The 19,674-nt window shown below is 33.2% G+C and carries 25 protein-coding genes; 12 read left to right on the forward strand and 13 right to left on the reverse strand.

All coding sequences use genetic code 11. The features are described from left to right. Positions 1-150 precede the first annotated feature (150 nt). The 13 genes from CIGNP109_RS04850 to CIGNP109_RS04910 all read right to left on the reverse strand — a co-directional run bounded on the left by CIGNP109_RS04850 (position 151) and on the right by CIGNP109_RS04910 (position 10,839). The gene (locus CIGNP109_RS04850; RefSeq protein WP_086228433.1) at positions 151-885 is read right to left on the reverse strand and encodes an oxidoreductase; all 735 of its coding nucleotides are present in this window, start codon (positions 883-885) and stop codon (positions 151-153) included. Continuing rightward, positions 878-1,576, reverse strand: coding sequence for an acylneuraminate cytidylyltransferase family protein (locus CIGNP109_RS04855; RefSeq protein WP_086225031.1), 699 nt, complete (start codon positions 1,574-1,576; stop codon positions 878-880). Before CIGNP109_RS04855 ends, CIGNP109_RS04850 begins: the two co-directional genes overlap by 8 nt. Continuing rightward, positions 1,573-2,466, reverse strand: a complete 894-nt coding sequence (locus tag CIGNP109_RS04860) for a Gfo/Idh/MocA family protein (protein ID WP_086228434.1) — start codon at positions 2,464-2,466, stop codon at positions 1,573-1,575. The genes CIGNP109_RS04855 and CIGNP109_RS04860 overlap by 4 nt, the downstream gene beginning before the upstream one ends. Continuing rightward, the gene (locus tag CIGNP109_RS04865) at positions 2,463-3,545 is read right to left on the reverse strand and encodes a nucleotidyltransferase family protein (protein WP_236847564.1); all 1,083 of its coding nucleotides are present in this window, start codon (positions 3,543-3,545) and stop codon (positions 2,463-2,465) included. Before CIGNP109_RS04865 ends, CIGNP109_RS04860 begins: the two co-directional genes overlap by 4 nt. Further along, positions 3,542-4,690, reverse strand: coding sequence for a UDP-N-acetylglucosamine 2-epimerase (gene neuC / locus CIGNP109_RS04870; protein ID WP_086228435.1), 1,149 nt, complete (start codon positions 4,688-4,690; stop codon positions 3,542-3,544). Before neuC ends, CIGNP109_RS04865 begins: the two co-directional genes overlap by 4 nt. Continuing rightward, complete coding sequence (gene neuB / locus CIGNP109_RS04875; protein WP_086226806.1) at positions 4,687-5,685, reverse strand: N-acetylneuraminate synthase; 999 nt, start codon at positions 5,683-5,685, stop codon at positions 4,687-4,689. Before neuB ends, neuC begins: the two co-directional genes overlap by 4 nt. Positions 5,686-5,688: 3 nt before the next feature. Next, positions 5,689-6,696, reverse strand: a complete 1,008-nt coding sequence (gene pseI / locus CIGNP109_RS04880) for a pseudaminic acid synthase (protein WP_086228436.1) — start codon at positions 6,694-6,696, stop codon at positions 5,689-5,691. A gap of 132 nt (positions 6,697-6,828) precedes the next feature. Further along, entirely contained in the window at positions 6,829-7,500 is a 672-nt protein-coding gene (locus tag CIGNP109_RS04885) for a TonB family protein (RefSeq protein ID WP_086228437.1), read from the reverse strand. Next, a complete protein-coding gene (gene exbD, locus CIGNP109_RS04890; protein ID WP_086228438.1) occupies positions 7,497-7,883 on the reverse strand; it encodes a TonB system transport protein ExbD in 387 nt (128 codons plus the stop codon). The genes CIGNP109_RS04885 and exbD overlap by 4 nt, the downstream gene beginning before the upstream one ends. Then, positions 7,880-8,305 carry a TonB-system energizer ExbB gene (gene exbB / locus CIGNP109_RS04895; protein WP_086225039.1) on the reverse strand — a complete coding sequence of 142 codons (426 nt, stop codon included), beginning with the start codon at positions 8,303-8,305 and terminating at the stop codon, positions 7,880-7,882. The genes exbD and exbB overlap by 4 nt, the downstream gene beginning before the upstream one ends. 347 nt (positions 8,306-8,652) lie before the next feature. Then, positions 8,653-9,438, reverse strand: coding sequence for a sugar phosphate isomerase/epimerase family protein (locus tag CIGNP109_RS04900; protein ID WP_086228439.1), 786 nt, complete (start codon positions 9,436-9,438; stop codon positions 8,653-8,655). Next, positions 9,428-10,099 carry a pseudaminic acid cytidylyltransferase gene (gene pseF, locus CIGNP109_RS04905; RefSeq protein WP_180380020.1) on the reverse strand — a complete coding sequence of 224 codons (672 nt, stop codon included), beginning with the start codon at positions 10,097-10,099 and terminating at the stop codon, positions 9,428-9,430. The genes CIGNP109_RS04900 and pseF overlap by 11 nt, the downstream gene beginning before the upstream one ends. Then, positions 10,099-10,839 carry a thioredoxin domain-containing protein gene (locus CIGNP109_RS04910; RefSeq protein ID WP_086228441.1) on the reverse strand — a complete coding sequence of 247 codons (741 nt, stop codon included), beginning with the start codon at positions 10,837-10,839 and terminating at the stop codon, positions 10,099-10,101. Before CIGNP109_RS04910 ends, pseF begins: the two co-directional genes overlap by 1 nt. A gap of 369 nt (positions 10,840-11,208) precedes the next feature. Between CIGNP109_RS04910 and CIGNP109_RS04915 the strand changes: the two genes are divergently transcribed. The 12 genes from CIGNP109_RS04915 (at position 11,209) to CIGNP109_RS04970 (ending at position 19,661) form a co-directional block, all read left to right on the forward strand. Further along, positions 11,209-12,276, forward strand: a complete 1,068-nt coding sequence (locus CIGNP109_RS04915; protein WP_438939260.1) for a cytochrome-c peroxidase — start codon at positions 11,209-11,211, stop codon at positions 12,274-12,276. Between the two features lie 176 nt (positions 12,277-12,452). Further along, a complete protein-coding gene (rplU, locus tag CIGNP109_RS04920) occupies positions 12,453-12,761 on the forward strand; it encodes a 50S ribosomal protein L21 (protein WP_086225044.1) in 309 nt (102 codons plus the stop codon). A 12-nt stretch (positions 12,762-12,773) separates the two neighbouring features. Then, positions 12,774-13,031: a 50S ribosomal protein L27 gene (gene rpmA, locus CIGNP109_RS04925; RefSeq protein ID WP_038455086.1), complete on the forward strand. Its 258-nt coding sequence runs from the start codon at positions 12,774-12,776 to the stop codon at positions 13,029-13,031. A 74-nt stretch (positions 13,032-13,105) separates the two neighbouring features. Continuing rightward, positions 13,106-14,146: a GTPase ObgE gene (gene obgE, locus CIGNP109_RS04930; protein ID WP_086228442.1), complete on the forward strand. Its 1,041-nt coding sequence runs from the start codon at positions 13,106-13,108 to the stop codon at positions 14,144-14,146. Positions 14,147-14,214: 68 nt separating this feature from the next. Further along, complete coding sequence (gene proB / locus CIGNP109_RS04935) at positions 14,215-14,979, forward strand: glutamate 5-kinase (RefSeq protein ID WP_086228443.1); 765 nt, start codon at positions 14,215-14,217, stop codon at positions 14,977-14,979. Next, positions 14,976-15,890 (forward strand): methionyl-tRNA formyltransferase, encoded by a 915-nt coding sequence (gene fmt / locus CIGNP109_RS04940; RefSeq protein ID WP_086228444.1) that lies wholly within the window; start codon positions 14,976-14,978, stop codon positions 15,888-15,890. Before proB ends, fmt begins: the two co-directional genes overlap by 4 nt. Continuing rightward, positions 15,865-16,503, forward strand: a complete 639-nt coding sequence (locus CIGNP109_RS04945; protein ID WP_336526415.1) for a biotin--[acetyl-CoA-carboxylase] ligase — start codon at positions 15,865-15,867, stop codon at positions 16,501-16,503. Before fmt ends, CIGNP109_RS04945 begins: the two co-directional genes overlap by 26 nt. Beyond that, complete coding sequence (locus tag CIGNP109_RS04950) at positions 16,500-17,282, forward strand: ParA family protein (protein WP_086225049.1); 783 nt, start codon at positions 16,500-16,502, stop codon at positions 17,280-17,282. Before CIGNP109_RS04945 ends, CIGNP109_RS04950 begins: the two co-directional genes overlap by 4 nt. 1 nt (position 17,283) lies before the next feature. Then, positions 17,284-18,120, forward strand: a complete 837-nt coding sequence (locus CIGNP109_RS04955; RefSeq protein WP_086225050.1) for a ParB/RepB/Spo0J family partition protein — start codon at positions 17,284-17,286, stop codon at positions 18,118-18,120. A gap of 62 nt (positions 18,121-18,182) precedes the next feature. Then, positions 18,183-18,605 (forward strand): FoF1 ATP synthase subunit B', encoded by a 423-nt coding sequence (locus tag CIGNP109_RS04960; protein ID WP_086225051.1) that lies wholly within the window; start codon positions 18,183-18,185, stop codon positions 18,603-18,605. A 9-nt stretch (positions 18,606-18,614) separates the two neighbouring features. Further along, on the forward strand, positions 18,615-19,127 hold the full coding sequence (locus CIGNP109_RS04965; protein ID WP_086225052.1) for a F0F1 ATP synthase subunit B: 513 nt from the start codon (positions 18,615-18,617) through the stop codon (positions 19,125-19,127). Continuing rightward, entirely contained in the window at positions 19,128-19,661 is a 534-nt protein-coding gene (locus tag CIGNP109_RS04970) for a F0F1 ATP synthase subunit delta (RefSeq protein ID WP_086228446.1), read from the forward strand. It begins immediately after the preceding gene. Positions 19,662-19,674: the final 13 nt, after the last annotated feature.

Genomic DNA, 19,674 nt, shown 5'->3' on the forward strand with positions numbered 1-19,674 from the left:
GATTTGAGATTAAAAAATTTATTTTTATGAGAGAATTTGGAGTTTGATTGTATTATTATATAATTATTATTGATAGTTAGTATCACTTGGCTTTGATGCTGCTTAGATTTTGGCATAGATTACTACGCCAAAATTTTTACTCTACTAAGATTATAAGCAAAATCCATCATCTACAATTATATTTTGTCCATTAATAAACTGGCTATAATCGCTAAGTAAAAATATTAAAGCCCCGCAGATATCATCTGGGTCTAACATACCTTTATTTAGACAGACATCTTTGTATTGACTTAGAAATATCTCATTTTGGTTATCTAGTATTCCACCTGGACTTATGCAATTGACTCTAATATTATCCCCTTTTAGATATTTAGCTAGGTAGCGACTTAGATGAATAACTCCAGATTTAATAGCGCTATAGGCTACTGGAGAACTCATCTGTGTATTTTTATAGGTTTGAAATTTAGGTGCTACTACGCCTTGAATAGATGAGAGTGTAATTATATTGCCATATCCTTGTGATTTAAAAAATTTAGCAAATCTTTGCATAACCAAAAACGCTCCACCAAGTTGAAGATTGGTATTAGTGCAAAAATCCTCATACTCTACATCAAAAAAGTGGTTAGAAAAGCTTTTTGTTCTTGGATAGGCAGAATTTACCACAGCGTCTATTTTGCCATATTTTTGACTGATTAATTCTATTAGATTATCAAGCGAATTTTTGCTAGTGATATCAGTATGGATAAACTCACAATCTAGTTTTGTGTTTGGCTGATTTATATCTGCGTTGATTACTGTAGCGTGATTTTGTATAGCTGATTTTACAAAAGCTTTGCCGATTAATCCTGAACCGCCAATTATTATAACTACTTTATCTTTAAGCATTTTTACTCCTTAAAATATGCTCTACTATCATAAAATCAAGCTCATCATCTATATCAATGCTGCGATTTGCAGGCATTACATATAGTCCAGTTTTAGGTAAAAACAAGGTATCGTTATTTAATAAAACTAAAGATTTCCATATATAAATTGAAGCGTTCATATCATATGTAGCCGGAGCATCTTGACGGCGTAAAATTTGATTTGGTAGAGTTTTGCTAAGATTTATCTTGCCATCTATTTTTTCTATTAGATTAAAGTATGGACTTCTACGACTTGGCGTAGCAGTAATAAGAATATCATTATCATCTTGTATAAACTGCTCAAAAGCCATATTAATATCGCTAGATAGACGCAAAGGAGATGTAGCATCAAGGTCTATAATATAATCAAATTTATGTTTATAATACTCTTGACTTTTTAGTAAGGCATCACGGATTACAGCTAGTTTGCCAGCAGTATCACTAGCTAAAGCGCTATCTCGTTTAAAAAAGACCTCCGCTCCATATTTTTGTGCTGTAGAGGCTATCTCATCGCTATCAGTACTAATTACAATATGCTTAAATAAACCGCACTCTTTGGCTTGATTTATAGTGTGAGCAATGAGCGGAAGACCAGCAATTGGGCGGATATTTTTATTTTTTACACCTTTGCTACCGCCTCTAGCGCAAATGGTACATAGTATATTGCTCATATATTTTCCTTTTGAATTTGATCTATTAGTCGCATTGTATCCATAGCTTGAGAAAATGTACATATATGATTTTGCATATTTAAAGCATCTATATGCATCGCTTTGAAAGTATCGTTTCTTTGTAAATTTGGTTTTTGTATTTGAGTGATTTTTCCATCTTGATCTACTATTTTAAGTGTATTTGCGATGAGGTCAAGATTATAGGTATTATTATTTGTCTCAATTAAAATTTGACGATATGGTGCTTTGCTTAGATAATTTAGGCTGATATTTATTAAAGTCTTATTGCATTTAGCTAAAATCATACAAATATCATCGCTAGTGATATTTAAATTTGATACTTTGGCTTGATAAGATTTAATCAATTCTAATTTAGAATTGCATAAAAAGCTAAGATAATCAATCTCATGACTAAGATCTAACAAAACGCCTCCGCCAAGCTCCTTTTTAGCGCTATAAGAGCTAGTATATTTTCGTTTTCGCCATGATGGCAAATATTGACCGCAGCGTGCTTCAATAGTTAAAATATCGCTTGGATTTAGCATATTTTTTAGCTCTAAAATTAGTGGATGAAAACGCAGATTATACCCAATAAAAATCTTATTGTTTGGATTAAAATCTCTAAATTTATCAAATAATGGCTTTTCGCAAAGTATTATTTTATTACAGACATTTAAATCAATATAGCTTAAATGTTTAAAATGCAAATATGTAGGCGAGGCAATGATAAAGTAATCAAACTGATTTATATCTACTGTTTCAAGCTCTTTATAACATTTTATATCAATAATTTTTTGTGATGAAATGGCGCTAATATCAAATCCTAATGAGCGCAAAACATCAGCGTGGCGGCGGCCAATTGACCCCATAGAAAGTATAAGCGCTCTCATGAGAAAATCTCACTATAAAGCTCATTTGCCAGGTTATACTCTTCGATTCTGCCTATATCTAGCCACTCTTCATTAATTAGATAAGCTTTTGGATTTTGATTCTTAGTAGCTAAAGAGTTAAAAAGATCTGGCATATCTAGATACTCATTTTTTGGAATAAAATTTAGGATTTGTGGGTTTAACATATAGATTCCAGCACTTACATGGAATTTTTGGCGTGGCTTTTCAGTGATAGATTTGATAGTATTATCATCTAAATTTACCACTCCATATGGCACTTGCATCTCATATTCTCGCACACACATTGTAGCAACAGATTTGTGAGCTGTATGATAGTCGTGAAGTTTAGTAAAATCAGTATTTGTTAGCAGGTCGCCATTCATTACAAAAAAATCATCTTTTGGTGGATTTATCAAGCTTAGCGCCCCAGCTGTACCAAGGCGTTTATCTTCAAAAACATAGTTTATGTTTACACCAAATTTTTTTCCATCGCCAAAGTAGTTTGTAATAATCTCAGCCTTGTAATTGACACAAATAGTAAAATCGCTATACCCATTTGCAAGAAAGCTTTCTATGATTGTTTGTAGAATTGGTTTTGGACCTACATGAAGCATTGGCTTTGGAATTTGATTAGTTAGTGGGCGAAGCCTTGTGCCTAATCCGCCAGCCATTAATATAACCTGGTTTGGTTTTTTAAAGTTTGGTTCATAAATATTAACAATAGCAGTTGGGATATCATTTTCATCGATAATTGGAATGTAGCGTATATTTTTAGCTTTGGCTTTAGCAATGATATCTGGAGAGACATGCAATGAGTGCGAAACTATAGGCGTGCGATAGTATAGGGATTCAATACTTTGAGTTAGCTCCATTGAGCTTAATAATCCTCGCCTAATATCACCATCACTAATTGTACCTAAAAGTTTGCCATCGCTATTTACAACTAGCGCCATTTGGAGTGCGCCACTATCGATTATTTTAAGAGCCTCTTTTATACTGCTAGTTGGGCTTAGCTTTAGAGAGTTTATATTCATATTATGGCCTTTTTGAGGTAGAACCCCCCCCCAATTTAAAGTCATACCAAATCCTTAAATCTTTTGACTGTGATATCTTTTAAATTTATATTTTTTAGAACTTTGACTATGGTTTTACTAGGCTTTGAGTCGCCATATGGATTTTGTTTTTTCTGGACTATTTTTTGAAATTTTGAACTATAGGCAAGTTTTATTGCTTTTAAAATTTGCGCCTTTATAGGCTTGATATCTATGATGCTTGGTGCTTTTAGTCTGCCATCTTGTCTTGGGCCTATATTTATGGTTGCAACTCCCATACTAGGGGCTTCTAAAAGTCCGCTAGAGCTATTACCTAAAATTATATCTACATGCTTAAGTGCGCTTAGGTATCTTAGGCTTCCAAGGGAGGCAAAGGCGATACAATTAGGGCGAGATTTGACATATTCATCTATCATTTTATTTATAGCTATTCCACCAGCATCACTATTAGCTTTTGTAAAAATTATATTTGTATCTTTTAGTTCATTTAGTGCTTTTAAAATCTCTTTAAAATCTTTTTTATTATCTGTTTGAGTAGTAAGTGGATGGTAGGTTACTAGGATATTTTTTTTATTTAGATTAAATTTAATTGAGTCTTGAAATTTGGATTTATTTAATAGCTTTAGCCTTTTTATATTTTCAATTCCCATACCGCCAACATTAAAGATATATTTAGGATCTTCGCCTAATTGAGCTACTCTTTTAGCATACTCTTTATTTGCAGTAAAATGGATATGCGACATCTTTGTAATGCTATGCCTAAATGACTCATCAATAGCTCCAGCGCTGAGTTCCCCACCATGAATGTGAGCTATTGGAATCCCTAATACTAGGGCCGCAGATGCTGCACAAAATATCTCATATCTATCGCCTAAAACCACAACAATATCAGGAGCTAGTTCGCTTAAGGCTTTGCCAATCTCGCTAGTAGCTACTCCCATAGATTTGCATACACCAAGAGCATCATTGGCAAAATTTAAAATATCAACCTTTTTATTGATATTAAACTCATCTTGAATTTGTAAATATGTATTGCCAAAATCGCTTCGCAAATGACTACCTGTTACAATTAATTGAAGTTGCAGACTTTTGCTAATGCTAAGCTCTTTAATCAGCCAGTAAAGTAGACCATATTCAGCTCTTGATCCAGTTATTACGCATATTTTTCTCATATTATCTCATCTTTTTTATAATTTTTTTGTGCTGGAGTTCCTATTATTTCATCCCATTTCATTGGGCTAATTCCTGCTGGCGTGGTACGTTTTGTAGTGATATTATCATCGGTAAAAATTTCACCTTTTTTAATATCAAATTTAGCTACAATAGACTTTCTAGCAATGTTTATATTTTTTATCTCGCTTGGGCTTGGGCTTTTGATTCCATCGCCTAGGGCTAGCTCAATTGCTCGAATTCCAGCTACCATTTGAGCTAATTCGTTTGGTTCTAAACTAGCCTTGTGATCTGGGCCTGGCTGAGTCTTATCTAGGGTAAAGTGCTTTTCAATCACACTTGCCCCAAGTGCAACCGCTGCAATTGGCACAGCAATTCCTAATGTGTGATCACTATATCCAAATTTAACTCCAAATTCAGCCCCAATACTAACCATTGCTTTTAAATTAACATCGCAAAAAGGTGTAGGATATTCAGTATTTGCATGTAAAATCGTGATATCTTCTAGTGCTACATTGGTAGTAAGAATATTAAAAGCATCCCAAATCTCAGCCATTGTAGCCATCCCAGTTGATAAAATTATTGGTTTTTTAAATTTAGCAATAGTACGAAGTAGTGGTAGATTTGTTAGTTCGCCACTTGGGATTTTAAATTTGCTCAGACCAAGTTCAAAAAGTAAATTTGCTGAATCAATATCAAATGGAGTAGATAAAAACTCAATTCCAATATTTTTGGTATGCTCTATTAGTTTAGTATGGGATTTAATACTTAGCTCAAGGGCCTTTAGCATCTCATATTGGCTTTGTTTAGAATCTGTAGTTTGTTTTTGATAGGCTGCCTTTAAAGCAGTTTTACTAGCTAAATTTTCAGCTTTAAAGGTTTGAAATTTAACAGCATCAGCACCGGCCTTTTTAGCTTCATCTATTAATTTTTTAGCTGTGTTTAAATCTCCATTGTGATTTACTCCAGCTTCTGCTATTATATAGACTTTTTGCATAGCTTACTCAAAGTCGCTAAGTTCTAAAGGCTTAGCAAATTTAAGATCTTTTGTAGCTTTTTTGCCAATGGCTTGTTCATAATATCGTGGGTGAAGACCTTGAGCTGGGCGAATAGAGCGGATATTTTCAGGGGTTAAAATTTCTCCTTTTTTAATATCTTTTGTTACAAAAAGCGATCTAGCATATTTACGATTTTGCTCGCTAAAGCTATAATCAACCTTACCAAGGGCTTTATATGCATTTTTAACCGCTTGAGCCATTACGCTAAATTCATCTTTGTTTAGCGAAAATCCGCTATCTTCTCCACCTAAGGCTCTATCAAGAGTAAAGTGCTTTTCAATCACACTAGCTCCAAGAGCCACAGCAGTGATTGGTACTTCTAAGCTCATTGAGTGATCGCTTAGCCCAACCTTTACACCAAGTGGAGCAAATCTAGCCATCATATCAGATATTGTTGCTATATTCATATCTTCTATTTGAGCTGGGTAGTTAGAGGTACATTTTAGGATTGTAATATCGTGATTACCAACACTTTTGCATGCGTCAATTGCCTCGTAAATTTCATCAATTGTGCTAACTCCAGTAGATATTATCATTGGCTTTTTATGCTTTGCAGCATATCGAATAAGTGGATAATCCATCGCTTCAAAAGAGGCTATTTTATAGCGACTGACATTGATGCTTTCTAAAAAATCAACTGCGCTAAAATCAAACGGTGTGCTAAAAAACTCAATCCCAATCTCATCAGCATAAGCTTTTAAATCAGCCTGCCACTGCCACGGCGTGTAGGCCTTTTGGTATAATTCATAAAGGCTTTGTCCAGCCCAAAGTCCATCATCTCTAGTCATAAATATCTCATCACGGCAATCAATCGTAATAGTATCTGCTGTGTATGTTTGAACTTTAATAGCATCAGCACCGCACTCTTTGGCAGCTTTGATAATTTTAAATGCTAAATCTTTATCTCCGCAGTGATTAGCCGACATCTCAGCTATAACAAATGGATTCATGATAACTCCAAATTTGATTTTATAGATTGTATCTAAAAAAGGTCAAAATATAGCTACAAATGTAGAAATTTAATCTAAATTTTAATCCAAATCCAAATCGCCCAAAGACAAGATGAGCAAATTTAGTAGTTTTTAGTTTATTTTATAAACTAGCGGGATTTGAATTTGAACGGTTTTATCGTGTTTTGGAAAACTTTTAGCCGCTGTTGTTATTGTAGCTAGTGCAGCTTCATTTAGAGCTTTGTGCTGGGAAGATTTTAGAATTTTTAACCCTTTTAACTCCATATTTTTTGTCCATATAAACTCAACTAATACATTGCCTTGTTGTCTTAGTCTTTTAGCGGTGCGTGGGTATATGTGATTATCATTTATAGCTGATTTTATCGCTGCTAAAAATGGATCTGGTGTAGCACTAGTTATATTATATGTTTGTATTTGTTCTACTGGTTGGGCTTGTGCTGCTGGAGTGGTTTGTGTTGCTTGTGTAGTTTGTTCTATTTTTTTAGCTGGTTTAGATTCTATAGGCATTGGTTTTGTAGTTGGAGTTGGCTTTGGTTTGACTGGAGCTGGTTTTGGGGTTTTGATTGGTTCGATTTTTTGAACTTGTTTTGGTGTCTCAAATTTAGGTGTTTGCACTGGAGCTGGTTTTGGAATTTGGACTATCTGATTTAGGCTAATGCTTTGTGTAGTGATAGCTGGAACGATTGGTTTTAATACATTTAGACCAAACCAAATAAATGGAATAAATAGCATACTAGTTAAGCAAAATGATTGGGTTTTGCTTGAGTAAATTGCTCGCATCATCGTGTTTTCTCCGTAATGATTGAGAAATTTTGGTGATTATTGACCTTTAAAATATCAATAATTTTGACAAAGCTATCAAATTTAGCACCTTTGTCGCTTTTTAATTCAACTACTGTTTGTTTTGGCGTAGCAGCAATTTTAGCCTCAAGGTCGTTAATATCTATGATAGTATCGTTGAGATAAAAGTTATCATTTTGGTCGATTATGATGGTTAGTTTTTCTTTGGATTCTAGCGGTTGAGCTGAGCTAGCACTTGGCAAATCAACCTTAATCTGCCCACTAGCAATAAATGTAGAAATGCTAAGCACCATAGCCAAAACAACAAGCATAATATCTATAAATGGGATTATATTTAGCCCTTCGTTTTTAGGTAAATTTATCAATTTTGCGCCTTATTTGTGTATTGACTAGAGATGAGATTTACCCAGCGTAATAGATAATTATAAGCTATTAGACTTGGTATAGCAACTAATAGGCCAAGGGCTGTGGCCTTAAGCGCAAGTGAGAGGCCTAAAACTACACTTTTGACATCAATAGTAGCTGAAATACTCATATCATAAAAGCTAATCATAATACCAATAACAGTTCCTAAAAGTCCGACATATGGAGCGTTTGAGTAGATTATATATAGTGTTGTAAGATTATAGCTTAGAGCATTATCAAGCTTGGTTTGGCTAGTGTAGCTGTTTATATCTACTTTGCGTAAGAACAACACTCTTTCTATCACGCACCAGCAGGCTATAAACGCCATAATTCCTAAGGTAGCAAATATAATATAATCTATATATTCTTTTAAAAATTCCATATAATTCTCCAAATCTTTTTGATAATTATACTCAATTTAACTTTAAATTAAGATTATAAAAATAGCATAAATTAGGAAATAAATTTGATATAAATTATTAAATATCTTTTTAATTTCATAATCTTAAGAATTATTATCATAGTTGAGATGTGATTTTGGAAAATTAGTACGGCATTAATGGCTAAATAATTTATTATAATTATTTTTATGTTTTTAAATTTACAATATTTAAATAATTTGATATATTATTAATTTAAGTGATAAATTTATATTTAGAGCTAAATTTGAGATTGAAATTTTAATCCCAAATTTAGCAATAAAATAAATTTATTAAAAATACTCTAAAATTACTTAGTATTTTTAATTAGCAATTTTAAAATTGAGCAATCCTTAGCAAAATCATCTAAATTATCTTTGCTATCCTTGATTGTTTCAATTGCTAAAAATTCCCCGCCGCACAAAAGCTTTAATACCCTTGCTAAATCAATACTCCCATCACCAAAATGCATATGTGCATCAAGTTTTGCGTTCTCATCGTTATCGCTTAGATGATAAATTCTAGGATTTAGCTCGTTTAATTTAGCAATATACTCATAAGGATTTAATCCTTGATAGTTTGCACTACAAAGCGCATGTCCAGCATCAAGGCAAAACTCACATCCTACTTCGTCTAAAATTCGCTTAATACTTAAAAAATCTGCCCCTACGCAAAATGCGGTTCCATTGTCCATTGGTACGATATATGGTTTATTTTCGATAGCAAATTTGAGATTTTTTACCATTTTCATCTGTCGCACGCTCTCATCAATGCTTCCACCAATTCCAGGATGAAATACAGTATAAACGGCCTCTAGCTCGCCGCTATAGCGTTTTACTTGTTCGCATAATTCTAGATTATAACGCTGTTTATTAGGATTTGAAAAATCTAGCCCACTGCTAAAATGTGGCGCATGAATGGCAAATTTAACACCGCAATCTTTAGCTAAATTTTTCCACAAAGGTAGCATTTGCGAGCTATTAGGCACGGTATAAAGTTCTATATAATCATACTCGCCACACTCATAAAGCTCTTTAGCTGGTGCTATATAATTCTCATTTAAACTCCAAAGCTTTAGTCCAATTTTATAGCTCATTTTTTACCTTAAATTTAATCTCTGCCATCTTCCAATCCTCCATTGTATCGATATCTTGCGCTACAGATTCATCTATTATATATGGAATTATATTTTTACCATTTAGCTTTGTGCCTTTGTAAAAGTAAAACATTCCTACATCATGATACATAGGCTCTAAATCTTGACTTCTTTTAGATGCATTTTGCGGCTCTCTATACTCTAAAAAACCATCTTTAATCCTAAAGGATCTTTGAATCGGAAAATTAAATTTAACAACAGGAGTAAGTCCATCAGCGCCACTTGATTTAAATTTATCATAAGCTAAGCGTAAAATCTCTCCATTTAAAAATGGCACGCACGGATAAACGCAACAGACCACAGAAGGCTCAATTCCACGCTTTTTATACTGCTCTAAAACTTCAATTAATACATCATTTGTAGTCGCATAATCATCTGAGTTTTTAGAAGATCTCATAAATGGTACATTTGCACCAAACTCTCTTGCTACAGTTGCGATTTCATCATCATCAGTTGAGACCATAATCTCATCGAAAATCCCTGAATCTTTGCACGCATCAATAGCGTATGCGATCATAGGCTTTCCCATAAATTCTTTAATATTTTTGCGTGGAATTCGTTTTGAACCACCACGAGCAGTAATAATAGCTAAAGCGTTCATTATAATCCTAGTGTTTTAGCATCAATTAGCATAGGCACACCACGTACAGCACCGGTGGTAAAAATTTTATCAACTTGAGCTTTAAACTTATCAATCTCTTCTTGGCTAATCATTTTAGGCTCTTTGGCATTTGGGGCAAAATATTTTCTTAGGATTTTTATTTTAGCGGTATCATTTTTAGCACTTTTTACTTCGTTTAGTATCGCAATAGATTTTTTAATTGCAGGAATACCGTGGTTTGAGACTGGCGCTAGGATTATTTTTAAATTTGTGCTTTTTAGTTTAGCTTCAATTAGCTCTAAATCCTGGCGACAATATGGGCAATCTGGATCTGTAAATAGATATTTTGTCTCTTTGTTTTTATCATTGCCAATTGAGATTATATTATCTTTTGGTATTGATTTGATAAGTTCGCCTAGTTTTTTGGTTGCGTTTTCTATGGCGATTTTGGCTTGAGCGTTTTCAAAATTTGCTAGATAGCTGATTTTATTTTTAATATCAATCACATCAGGAAATATATAAGCCCCATCACTATAAAGTGCAATGTAAGCGCTATTTTCACCATCACTCATTTTGATTTTGATCTCTTCAAAATTTGTATTTGGTAGATTTTTGCGTGAGTCGATTGTGTATTTTAGCTCTTCATCGCCACCTTCAAAAACTTGTAAAATCTCAGCATCGCTAAGTGCGCCAAAAAGTAGGCTTGAACTAAGCAAAGAGCTTATAAAAATTTTTTTCATTATAATGTATCCTTGTTTAAAATGGCTAAGCCAAATTATATGGTTAAATTTTAAATAAAAATCAACAATTTTAAGGAAGATTTTAAGAATTTATACTAAATTTTGGTATTTTAGTAGGATAAAATTTACCAATGGTAACATTTTTACAATTTTATTTAATTTTTTTATTATAAATTTTTATTATAAATTTAGTTAAAGATATTTAAATGGTTGAGTCAACATTACCTTTTAAGGACTATTTTACCAATATAAAAAGATTAAATTTATCTTAATTAAAATAAGTAAAATTTATATTTAATACAAATAATTAATACTTAAAGAGTATTTTTAGCTTAAATTCGCTATTTTTTATTTACTTTCAATTATTATATTTCTAATCGCAAACCAAATTTTGTAAGGAGTTTCATTGTGAAAAGTAGATTACTTTTAAGTTCTGTATTAGTTGCTACATCTTTATTCGCTGCTAGTGATGCTGATCTTTTAAAAGCTGCTAAAGATGCTGGTTTAAAAGCACTTCCAACTACACAAGCTCAAGTAGATGAGTTGCTAAAAGAGATAGGCGTAAAACCAAATAAATTTACAAAAGCAAAAGCCGAACTCGGTAAAAAACTATATTTTGAGCCAAGATTATCAAAAAGCGGTATAATCAGCTGTAATACATGCCACAACCTAGGTCTAGGCGGAACTGATGGTATCGCTGCTGCTGTAGGTCATAAATGGACGGTAAATCCGCATCATCTAAATAGCCCAACAGTCTATAACTCAGTGCTAAACACAACACAATTTTGGGATGGTCGTGCTATGACTTTAGTAGATCAAGCCAAAGGCCCAATCGAAGCTGAACCAGAAATGGCAACTCCAGCTAAATTAGCTGTAGAAAGAATAAGCTCACTTCCAGAGTATCAGGCTGAATTTAAAAAAATATATAAAGATGGTATTACATTTGATAATATCGCCGATGCGATCGCAAGTTTCGAAAGAACACTTCTTACTCCATCTAAATTTGATAAATTTATGAATGGTGACTTAAAAGCTCTAAACAAAGCTGAAAAACAAGGCCTACAAACTTTCATTGACAAAGGTTGTGTTACTTGCCACACAGGTGTAAATCTAGGTGGATCTATGCAAGCATTTGAAGTAGCAGGTAAATATAAATTTGCTAATATTGGCGACTTTAAAGGTGATGCAAATGGCATGGTCAAAACTCCAACTCTAAGAAATGTAGCAGAGACTGCTCCATACTTCCACAATGGTGCTATATGGAAACTTGATGAAGCTGTAAAAGAGATGGGAAGTGTCCAATTAGGTATCGAAATCAGCGATGCTGAAGCAAAAAGCATTATTAGCTTCTTAAATGCTCTAACAGGCGAAAAACCAAAAGTTGTATATCCACAATTCCCAGCAAGCACAGAAGCTACTCCAAAACCAGAGCTATAATCTCAAAGCCTACCAACTCGGTAGGCTAAATTCAAATTTCACCCCAAATTTAGTCAAAATTTATAATAAATTTAGTATAATCACGCCTTAATATCCAAAATAGCTCCATAAATCTCTTTAATAAATTTTTATTTAAGAGTGCTTTTTGGTCTTACCAAATTTTAAAGGATAGTTTGATGTATGCGATTATCAAACATGGCTCAAAACAATATAAAGTTAGCGAAGGTGACTTCCTAAATTTAGATCATTTTGAAGCCGAAGCAAAATCAATTGTTGAAATCACCGAGGTTTTAGCAGTTAATGATGGCAGTTTAAAGGTAGGTGCGCCGTTTGTGAGTGGTGCAAAAGTTGTTTTAGAAGTTATACGAGAAGGTAAAGACAAAAAAGTTGTTATCTACAAAAAACGCAGAAGAAAAGATTCAAAATTAAAACGCGGTTTTAGAAGAGAATACACTCGTGTAAAAGTTACAAGTATAAAAGCCTAAGGAGAGTAAGGTATGGCACACAAGAAAGGTCAGGGTTCAACCCAAAATAACCGTGATAGTATAGGTCGCCGCTTAGGTGTTAAAAAATTCGGTGGCGAGTTCGTAAGAGCCGGAAATATCATAATCCGCCAAAGAGGAACAGCAACTCACCCAGGCAACAATGTAGGTATGGGAAAAGATCATACTATATTTGCTTTGGTTGATGGTTTTGTGAAATTCGAAAGAAAAGATAAAGATAGAAAAAAAGTTTCTGTCTATCCAGCTGCATAATTTAAGCTCCGTAACGGGGCTTTCTCTTTAATTAATTTATTCTTTAAATAGCCTTTAGATAAAGGATATCCAAAATGTTTATAGATAGTGTAAGTTTTACTGTAAGTAGTGGCAAAGGTGGGCCAGGCTGTGCTAGTTTTCGCCGTGAAAAGCATGTTCCTCTAGGTGGGCCAGATGGCGGTGATGGCGGAAATGGCGGTGATGTATATTTTATAGTTGATAATAATACGCATACTTTAGCAAACTACAAAGGTAAAAGAGTTTTAAAAGCTGCAAATGGCGTACCAGGACTTCCAAGAAATATGACTGGTAAAAAGGGTGAGAACCTTGAATTAATTGTACCACCAGGAACTGCTGTGTATGATAATGATAGTGGAGAGTTGCTACTAGACCTTACAACTGAGGGGCAAAAAGAGTTATTTTTACTTGGTGGCAAAGGCGGTCTTGGTAATATTCATTTTAAAACTAGCGTAAATCAAGCACCTTCAAAAGCTCAGCCAGGACTTTCAGGTGAGACTAAGAATATTAGACTTGAATTAAAGCTAATTGCCGATGTTGGTCTTGTTGGTTTTCCAAATGTTGGTAAATCTACCTTAATCTCAGCTGTATCAAATGCTAAACCACAAATTGCAAATTATGAATTTACTACGCTTACACCAAAGCTAGGATTGGTTGAAGTAGATCAATTCAATGGATTTGTGATGGCTGATATTCCAGGTATTATAGAAGGAGCTAGTGATGGCAAAGGGCTTGGAATTAAGTTTTTAAAACATATCGAAAGAACTAAAGTTTTGCTATATATGATAGATTTAGCAAACTATAGAAGCCTTGAAGAGCAGTTTGAAACTCTAAGATCTGAAGTTGAAAAATTCTCACCTTTACTTGCTAAACGAAGTTTTGCCATTGCTCTTACTAGAGCAGATGTGGCTGAGGATATTGATGAAAAAGTCCAAAATTTTATATCTAAATTTGGCTTTGAAATAAAACAAAGTGGATATAAAATTGATACTTCACTTCCATATTTTGTAATGCCAATTTCAAGCGTTAGCGGAGAAAATTTAAAAGAGCTCAAATTCGCTCTTTTAGAGATTTTAAAAGATGATACTACAGCCTAAAATTAGGTGATAAATTTAGATAAATTTAGATATAATTCTAGCCCTAAATAATTATAAAAAGGGCTAGAGTGAAACGCATAGTTATAAAAGTTGGCTCACATGTTTTAAGCGATGAGAAGGCAATTAGTCAAAGTAGAATAGACAATCTTTGTAAATTTTTAAGTGATTTAAGCAATAAATTTGAAGTTATTTTAGTTAGTAGTGGAGCAATTAGCGCTGGTCAAGCCAAATTTGATCTACCAAGAACAAGTGTTATAAATAAGCAAATTTTATCTAGTCTTGGGCAACCATATTTGATGGAAATCTACTCTAATACCTTATCAAAATATGGTAAAATGGCAGCTCAAATTTTGCTTACAGCAGGTGATTTTGACTCTAGAAAAATTACTAATCATGCCAAAAATGTAATTAATGGCTTGCTTGAAAATAAAATTCTACCAATTATAAATGAGAATGATTCTACAGGAATTAGCGAGATAGTTTATGGGGATAATGATAGATTATCAAGTGCGGTAGCGTACTATTTTGATGCTGATTTATTAGTGATATTAAGTGATATAGATGGTTATTATACAGCCGATCCAAGTTTAGATAAAACTGCTACAATAAGATCAGTAGTAACTAGTATCGATCAATCTGAATTAACTAAAAATTCGCAAACAGGCTCAAAGCATGGCACAGGTGGAATTACTACAAAGCTATTAGCGGCTGATTTTTTAATGCAAAATGGCAAAGATATGTTTTTAGCCAGCGGGTTTGATCTTAGTGTAGCAAAAGAGTTTTTGTTAAACTCAAACCAAATTGGCGGTACAATTTTTAAAGGTAAAAGATGAAAAATATAGTTTTTATGGGAACTCCAAGCTATGCTAGTAAGATTTTAGAAAAGATTTATAAGGCTAAATTTAATATTCTTGCTATCTATACTCAGCCTGATAAACCAGTAGGTAGAAGCCAAACTCTTACCCCGCCAGATGTAAAAAAACTAGCCATAGATTTAGGACTTAATGATATAGTTTATCAGCCAAAATCTTTAAAAGAGAGCGGAGTTAAAGAGCATATTAAATCACTAAATCCTGATATTATTATAGTAGCAGCTTATGGACAGATTCTACCGCATGAAATTTTAGATATTGCGCCTTGCGTGAATCTTCATGCATCTATTTTGCCAGCATATCGTGGTGCATCTCCTATACAATCGGCTATTTTAGATAAAAATAGTTTAAGCGGAGTTACAGCTATGGCAATGAATGAAGGGCTTGATAGCGGTGATATTTTAGCATTTAGTATTCTTGATATTACCAATATGAACTCATATGAATTATTTGATAAGTTAAGCATAATGGCTGCAAATTTGACTATTAAAATACTAAATGAGTATGAAAATATCAATCCAATCAAGCAGTTTGATGCTCTTAGTTCAAAGTGTAAAAAGATAAAAAAAGATGATGGTCTAGTTGATTTTAGTGTTGATAGTGCTAGTCAAATTTGGACAAAATTTTTAGCATATTATGGATGGCCAGGGATTTTTACTAAAAATGGAATAAAAATTTTAGATATAGAAGTAGCAAATTTAAATGGTGGAATTGGTGAAATTTTATCCATTAATGATAATGGTTTTGTAGTTGGTGTAAATAATGGAAGTATTTTAATAAAAACACTACAAGCAGCTGGTAAAAAATCAGTTGATGCAAAAAGTTATTTAAATGGCAAAAGGCTAGGTGTTGGAGATAGAGTATATTTGTGAGTGCCAATCGACACAAACTAAACTAATTGAAGATATAAAATCATTTAAAAAATATCCCCCGTGTGCTATAGTGGCTGATTGTCAAAGTCATGGCATAGGAAGTAGAGCAAATAACTGGCAGAGCCCAAAAGGCAATTTATACTTAAGCTTTGCAATAGATGTCAAGGATTTACCAAGCGACTTAGAGTCAGTATCTGCAAGCATATATTTTGCCTATATTTTAGTCTTGGCACTTAGAGAAAAGGGCTCAAAATTATGGCTAAAATGGCCAAATGATATTTATCTAGGAGAGCATAAAATTGCAGGTATCATTACAACAAAAATTAATAGCGTATATGTATGTGGAATAGGGCTAAATTTAAAAAGTGCTCCTAGCTTTGCTAAGTGCCTAGATATAGAGCTTAGTAGGGATTTTATACTAGATTTGTATTTTAAAAGTTTAAATGCTAAGCCGCAATGGAAGCAAATTTTTAGCAAATATTTGATAGAATTTGGATTGTCAAAGAATTTTTGTGTCCATATAGATGAGAAGCCAGTGAGCCTAAGCGGTGCTACATTGCAAAGCGATGGCTCGATAATAATAAATAATAAAAGGGTGTATTCAGCAAGATGAGTGAGGTTATAACCATTGCCAACCAAAAAGGTGGCGTAGGAAAGACTACTACAGCTGTCAATTTAGCAGCTTCGTTGGCTGTGGCTGAGAAGAGAGTTTTGCTACTTGATATTGATCCGCAAGCTAATGCGACGACTGGGCTAGGCTTTAAAAGAAGTGATTATGAATTTAATATCTATCATGTTTTAACTGGTAGAAAAAATATCAGCGAAATAATATTAAAAACAGAGCTGCAAATGCTTGATATTGCCCCATCAAATATTGGGCTAGTTGGTATTGAGCAGGAATTTAACGAGCAAAATCGTGACTATAAAAATATTTTAAAAAGCAAGCTAGCAACCATCCGTGATAGCTATGATTATATAATAATCGATAGCCCACCAACACTTGGAATTTTAACAATTAATGCACTAACTGCTAGTGATAGCGTTATTATTCCGATTCAATGCGAGTTTTATGCTATGGAGGGTTTAGCACAGATTTTTAACACTGTAAAAGTGATAAAAGAGACAACAAATCCAAAATTAGCTATCAAAGGATTCTTGCCTACGATGTATAGTTCGCAAAATAATCTCTCTAAAGAGACGGTTGCTGACTTGAAAAAACACTTTAGTAATAAGCTATTTAAGGCTGAAAACTGCGAAGATGGGTTTGTCATAATTCCTAGAAATGTTAAATTAGCTGAGAGTCCAAGCTTTGGTAAGCCAGTTATTTTATATGATATAAAATCTAGCGGCTCTTTAGCCTATCAAAAATTAGCTCACTCGATAATGGGGTAATATGGCACTTGGTAGAGGATTAGACTCCATCTTAGGTGATGTTGAGCAAGCATATAATAAGGAATTACACAAAGAGTTAGTAGCTGATATTGAAATTGATAGAATTGAGCCAAATCCGTTTCAGCCTAGACGAAATTTTAGCGATGAATCATTAAGAGAACTTAGTCAAAGTATCGAGCGTCACGGGCTAATTCAGCCAATTATTGTTATTAGAAAGGGTGATAATTTTACACTAATTGCTGGCGAAAGGCGTTTAAGGGCTACTAAACTTTTAGGAGAGGATAAAATCAAAGCAATCGTCGCAAATATCGGCGATAAAAATTTAAGAGAATTAGCACTAATTGAGAATATCCAAAGAGAGAATTTAAGCCCAATTGAACTAGCAAATGCATATCAAGAGCTAATTAATGAATATAAAATTACCCAAGAGGCTTTAGCGTCTATTGTTAAAAAAAGCAGAACGCAAATAACCAATACTCTAAGACTTTTAGGGCTTGATGAACATACTAAAGAGTTAATAGATGAGGGTAAAATTACTCAAGGTCATGCTAAGATTATGGTTGGTCTAAATAAAGATAATCAAAAACTAGTAGCTGATAGTATAATGGGGCAAAAGCTTAGCGTAAGAGATACTGAAAATTTAGTAAAAAGACTTAAAAATAGCAATCAAAGCAGACCAAGGATAGATTTTGAGGATAGAAAAAATTTAAATTTGCTTAAAGATTTAATTGAAGAACTTGGAATAAAATGTAAAATAAACGGGCAAAAAATTACTTTAAATTTAAATGATAGTAAAAAAATCGATAATATGATAAAAATAATTCAAAAAATTCAGTAGAATTTATTTTTTAATATTGTAAAATACTCGATTAGTTTAATGAAATTACATAAGGAGAACCGATGCTACAGATAGATCCGCCGTTGTTGCTGATTACATTAGTGATCTTTTTAGGGCTTATCTTTGTGCTAAATTCCATTCTCTACAAGCCTTTGCTTGGTTTCATTGATGATAGAAATAAATCTATCAAAAATGATGAAGAGAGCGTTAGTAAAAATGCTAGCGATACTGGAAATTACGAAGCCCAAATAGAGAAGATCATAGGTGATGCTAGAGCTGAAGCTCAGGCTAAAAAGCATGCTGCTTTAAGTGAAGCTAAAGAGAGAGCAGCTACTAAAGTTGCTATCAAAAAAGAGAGTTTAGAAGCTGATTTTGACAGCTTTATGGCTGGACTTGCCGATAGAAAAGCTGAGTTAAAATCTAATTTAACCGCTAAAATTCCAGAATTAAAAAGTACCCTTGCTGGTTCTTTATCAAAAATGTAGGAGATTTGTATGAATATTAAATTTATCCTATTATTAGCAGCTCCAATGCTTGCTTTTGGTGCTGGTAGCGGAAGCGGTGAGTATGATATCATTCCTAGGGTGATTAACTTTGTTATATTCTTTGCTATACTCTACTACTTAATAGCTAAGCCAGTTAAAGCTGCATATCATGGCAGAATTAACGCTATTGCAAATAGATTAAACGCTATTCAAGAGAAGCTAAAAGCCTCAAATGCTAAAAAAGAAGAGGCTGCCAAAAAGGTAGAAAATGCTAAAGTTATTGCAAATGACTTAACTCAAGCTGTTAAAAAAGAGATAGAAATCATGTTAGTTAAGATAGAAAAAGATACTCAAAATGAGATTGCTATCTTAGAAAAAAGTTATGAAGAACAAAAAGACTTTGAAGAAAGAAAGCTTGTTAGAGCCGTAGTTAGCGAAGTTTTAGATGAGCTATTTGCAAGTGATGCTATGAAAATAGATCAAAATGAGCTTATCAATCTTATTATGAAAAAGGTGAGCTAAATGAGAGAAATAGTAGCCAAAAAATATGTAAAAGCACTAATTTTAGCTTTAGACGCTGATGAATTTAATAGAGTAGGTGACGAGATTAGTAAGTTAGCTGCTGCGTTTGGCCTAGATAAATTTAACTACATAATAGACTCGCCAATCATTGATGCGAAGTCTAAAGTTGAGTTTTTGCTAACTTTAGTTAATGATAATAAAAATGAAAAACTTGCTAATTTCTTGATGCTTTTAAGCCATAGAGGTAGATTACATTTAATTCCAGAAATTGCAAGAGAATTTGAATATCAAAAAGCTTTAAGAGATGGTAAATTTAAAGGTTTAATCTCTGGAAATATAGAGTTAAGCGAAACTCAAAAGAGTGAGTTGGAGCAGAAATTTTCTAATAAATTTGATGTAAATATTGAATTTCAAACTGTAAAAAACGAATTTAATGGCATTAAAATCGAGATTGACGATTTAGGTGTTGAAGTTAGTTTTTCAATCGATAGATTAAAAGCTCAAATGAGCGAATATATATTAAAAGTAATTTAATAAGGAGTAAAAG

It is taken from the genome of Campylobacter sp. P0109 (assembly GCF_002138755.1).
In the GTDB taxonomy this organism is placed as follows: domain Bacteria; phylum Campylobacterota; class Campylobacteria; order Campylobacterales; family Campylobacteraceae; genus Campylobacter; species Campylobacter devanensis.

Excerpts from the sequence above, each read along its gene's own strand:
- CIGNP109_RS04960 (WP_086225051.1), top strand. The coding sequence starts at position 18,183 with ATGCTACAGATAGATCCGCCGTTGTTGCTGATTACATTAGTGATCTTT.
- CIGNP109_RS04860 (WP_086228434.1), bottom strand. The coding sequence starts at position 2,466 with ATGAGAGCGCTTATACTTTCTATGGGGTCAATTGGCCGCCGCCACGCT.
- CIGNP109_RS04950 (WP_086225049.1), top strand. The coding sequence starts at position 16,500 with ATGAGTGAGGTTATAACCATTGCCAACCAAAAAGGTGGCGTAGGAAAG.
- neuB (WP_086226806.1), bottom strand. The coding sequence starts at position 5,685 with ATGCAAAAAGTCTATATAATAGCAGAAGCTGGAGTAAATCACAATGGA.
- obgE (WP_086228442.1), top strand. The coding sequence starts at position 13,106 with ATGTTTATAGATAGTGTAAGTTTTACTGTAAGTAGTGGCAAAGGTGGG.
- rpmA (WP_038455086.1), top strand. The coding sequence starts at position 12,774 with ATGGCACACAAGAAAGGTCAGGGTTCAACCCAAAATAACCGTGATAGT.
- CIGNP109_RS04965 (WP_086225052.1), top strand. The coding sequence starts at position 18,615 with ATGAATATTAAATTTATCCTATTATTAGCAGCTCCAATGCTTGCTTTT.
- neuC (WP_086228435.1), bottom strand. The coding sequence starts at position 4,690 with ATGAGAAAAATATGCGTAATAACTGGATCAAGAGCTGAATATGGTCTA.
- exbB (WP_086225039.1), bottom strand. The coding sequence starts at position 8,305 with ATGGAATTTTTAAAAGAATATATAGATTATATTATATTTGCTACCTTA.
- CIGNP109_RS04885 (WP_086228437.1), bottom strand. The coding sequence starts at position 7,500 with ATGATGCGAGCAATTTACTCAAGCAAAACCCAATCATTTTGCTTAACT.
- CIGNP109_RS04850 (WP_086228433.1), bottom strand. The coding sequence starts at position 885 with ATGCTTAAAGATAAAGTAGTTATAATAATTGGCGGTTCAGGATTAATC.
- fmt (WP_086228444.1), top strand. The coding sequence starts at position 14,976 with ATGAAAAATATAGTTTTTATGGGAACTCCAAGCTATGCTAGTAAGATT.
- pseI (WP_086228436.1), bottom strand. The coding sequence starts at position 6,696 with ATGAATCCATTTGTTATAGCTGAGATGTCGGCTAATCACTGCGGAGAT.
- CIGNP109_RS04910 (WP_086228441.1), bottom strand. The coding sequence starts at position 10,839 with ATGAAAAAAATTTTTATAAGCTCTTTGCTTAGTTCAAGCCTACTTTTT.
- CIGNP109_RS04900 (WP_086228439.1), bottom strand. The coding sequence starts at position 9,438 with ATGAGCTATAAAATTGGACTAAAGCTTTGGAGTTTAAATGAGAATTAT.
- CIGNP109_RS04855 (WP_086225031.1), bottom strand. The coding sequence starts at position 1,576 with ATGAGCAATATACTATGTACCATTTGCGCTAGAGGCGGTAGCAAAGGT.
- CIGNP109_RS04955 (WP_086225050.1), top strand. The coding sequence starts at position 17,284 with ATGGCACTTGGTAGAGGATTAGACTCCATCTTAGGTGATGTTGAGCAA.
- pseF (WP_180380020.1), bottom strand. The coding sequence starts at position 10,099 with ATGAACGCTTTAGCTATTATTACTGCTCGTGGTGGTTCAAAACGAATT.
- CIGNP109_RS04970 (WP_086228446.1), top strand. The coding sequence starts at position 19,128 with ATGAGAGAAATAGTAGCCAAAAAATATGTAAAAGCACTAATTTTAGCT.
- rplU (WP_086225044.1), top strand. The coding sequence starts at position 12,453 with ATGTATGCGATTATCAAACATGGCTCAAAACAATATAAAGTTAGCGAA.
- CIGNP109_RS04865 (WP_236847564.1), bottom strand. The coding sequence starts at position 3,545 with ATGACTTTAAATTGGGGGGGGGTTCTACCTCAAAAAGGCCATAATATG.